We start from the raw sequence: 2,653 nt of genomic DNA on the forward strand, positions 1-2,653 counted from the left end.
CGAAATCGTTCGAGTCTGTAGCTCTCGTCCCGGTAGGTCTGGATGTCGACTGCGTGGTGGTTGCTGTTGTACTCCAAAGCAGTTCGTTTGGCCGTCCAGGCGAGGTCCGGAAAGCGTTCCCTGCCGTCCAGCATCACCAGCGGATTCATGCTGGGCGGAGGGAAGCCGTTCTGGAGAACCAGCAGCCGGGTCAATGTCTCGGCGGAGGACCAGGTTCGTTCTACAGCGTGGCTCAGAAGCCTGGCGATCCGTTCGACAGACCGTGAGCGCGGAGGAAGCAGGGAAAGAGCCCGAAGGATTTCTTCGCGGTCGAAGGGTTTCAGCCAGATCTTTTTGGTGACCTGGATCCGGTGCGCCAGTAGGTAGTCCAGGCAGGCAATGATTCGCCACGATGACAGATAAGGCGCCGCCACGGTGAGCGCCTCGATCGGATGGGTGAGTGCGCAACCCGAGGGCCCCAAAAACGGGTTCAGCCCGTAGGACCTGGTGAGTCTGGCACCACCCAGTTCCGAGGTGGGTCGGTAATAATTCCAGGCCAGGTGGGGCGTGGTCATGGCGCTCGCGAAGGCCTTTCCGTGCGGAGGGGGCCGGTGTCCGAGCGTCGAATTGACCCAGTATTGAGTGGGCCCCAGAGGCAACTTGTACAACCGCAATGCGTGAAGACCGGTGATCGGTAAGCCGCTCATGCCCTGCCGGAAATGTCGATGCAGCAGCAAGGTGTGCATGGCCGGCTCGTAGTGCTCCGGTCTTCGGAACCAGTGCCCGCGCGTCAATCGCGCCATGGCGGGGTCAGCGCTGAGTTGAGGCGCGCGCAGACCCCATGCGACCGTGGGCAAAACATCCGGCAGCGGATCGAGACTCAGGGCGTGAGCGGCTTTCATGACCGCGACTGTAGGCGGTCACCCACTCCGGCGGTCCGGGTTATCCACAGGCTGCCGGGTCGGCAGTCTTTGCGACCCAGAGGGCTGCTCACCATTTCATTCGGCCTTACTGCACCGTAGGCCGGGTTACTTTGCAGTAAGGCAGCATCAAATGGTGATGACGGCGCAGGCCGCGGTGACGAGGGTGGGCGCGGCGAAGGCGGCGCGAGCGGCGTCGTCGGCGGGCCAACGACGCCGCTCGCGAGCCTCGCTAGAACAAGCGCTCGGTCGCGAGGCGCGCGCCTTCGACCAGGGAATCGAGCTTGGCCAGCGCGATCGAGGGGTGGAGGCGACCGCCCAGGCCGCAGTCGGTGGAGGCGACGACGCTTTCGCGACCCACCACGGATGCGTACTGTTCGATGCGGTCGGCCACCAGTTCGGGGTGCTCCACCACGTTAGTCGAGTGGGAGACGAACCCGGGGTAAACCACCTTGCCCTCGGGGAGCGCGTGGTCCTTCCAGACCTTCCACTCGTGGCCGTGACGGGGACTGGATGCCTCGAAGCTGTAGCCGCCGGCGTTGATCGTGAGCATGAGGTCCACCAGGTACTTGAACTCGAGGTCGGTGGTGTGCGGGCCGTGCCACGAACCCCAGCACAGGTGGAAGCGGATCTGATCCTCGGGCAGGTCGCGCAGGGCGTAGTTGAGTGCGTCCACGCGAATCTTGGTGAAGGCCAGGTAGTCCTCCACGGTGGGCTCGGGGTTGATCTGGTCCCAGGATTCGGCAATGGAGGGGTCGTCGATCTGGACGGTCAGCCCGGCATCGACAATGGCTTTGTACTCCTCGCGCATCGCGTCCGCGCAGGCGTACACGAGCTCTTCATCGCTCGAGTAGTACTCGTTGCGCACGCGAGCGCACGAACCCGGGGACAGCGCGGCCACGAAACCCTGCTGGGCCCCGGTCTCGGCCATCGCATCCTTGAGGCGGCGGATGTCACCGGCCACGGCGTCCTGACCGGTGTAGGTCAGCGGGCCCGTGATCTTGGGCTGGGCCACGGAGGCGCGGTGAGCCAGAACGCCCGCGGTGGGGTCTTCGTACGCGTCGCGGAAGCGAGCGCGGTCGCGGCGGTCCGGGAAGCTCGTCAGCACGATGTTGCCGGGGGAGGAGCGCTTGACCTCGGCATCCTTCCAGCGGTCCTCGTTGGTGGGGGTCAGCCCGCCCAAGCGTGAGAACGAGTAATTCCACCACGCGCCGTAATCCACGGAGGAGGACATGGTGTGGCCGTATTCGCCGTCGTTGACAATGTCCAGGCCGATTTCACGCTGCTTGCGGACGATGTCGATCACGCCCGTGTCCAGCGCGGCGTCCAACTCCTGCGCGGTGGCCTCCCCTTCCTGGAAGCGCCCATTGGCCTCCAGCAGATCGGGGGTGCGGGGCAGCGATCCCACGTGGGTGGTCTGAATGTGGTCGGTGTTCTGAGGCATGAACTAGCAGTCCTTTCCATCGGTCCTGGCGGTAGCACCGTGGGCTGAATCCCGGGTTGCTGCGGCGTCGACGAGCCAGATCTCTCGGCCGCTCTGGATGGTTACCCACTCATCAAACATCATGGGTGGGTGGTCGGGCCAATTGTGGCGCGCGTAATGTGCGGGACGTAGGTCACCCACTACTGAGGAGCCGGGGCATGTCGGAGAGCACTCTCACGGGCAAGAAGGCCCTGGTCACCGGCGGCGCGAGTGGCATTGGCACCGCAGCGGTCCGCGCTCTCGCCCAGCGCGGTACCCATGTGATCGTGGC

The 2,653-nt window shown here is 64.8% G+C and carries 2 protein-coding genes, 1 pseudogene and 1 riboswitch; of the genes and pseudogenes, 1 reads left to right on the top strand and 2 read right to left on the bottom strand.

The features are described from left to right. Together Q4E95_RS12600 and Q4E95_RS12605 are read right to left on the bottom strand one after the other, a co-directional pair. Positions 1 to 881: hypothetical protein (locus Q4E95_RS12600; protein ID WP_303383631.1), on the bottom strand; the 881-nt coding region annotated here is incomplete at its 3' end. Between the two features lie 250 nt (positions 882 to 1,131). Continuing rightward, entirely contained in the window at positions 1,132 to 2,343 is a 1,212-nt protein-coding gene (locus Q4E95_RS12605) for a cobalamin-independent methionine synthase II family protein (RefSeq protein ID WP_303383632.1), read from the bottom strand. A gap of 13 nt (positions 2,344 to 2,356) precedes the next feature. Further along, positions 2,357 to 2,447: riboswitch (SAM riboswitch) on the bottom strand. 93 nt (positions 2,448 to 2,540) lie between these two features. Between Q4E95_RS12605 and Q4E95_RS12610 the strand changes: the two are divergent. Further along, a pseudogene (locus Q4E95_RS12610) lies at positions 2,541 to 2,653 on the top strand (SDR family NAD(P)-dependent oxidoreductase); the annotation flags it as partial.

The organism is Kocuria sp. (assembly GCF_030536815.1).
GTDB classification, from domain to species: domain Bacteria; phylum Actinomycetota; class Actinomycetes; order Actinomycetales; family Micrococcaceae; genus Kocuria; species Kocuria gwangalliensis.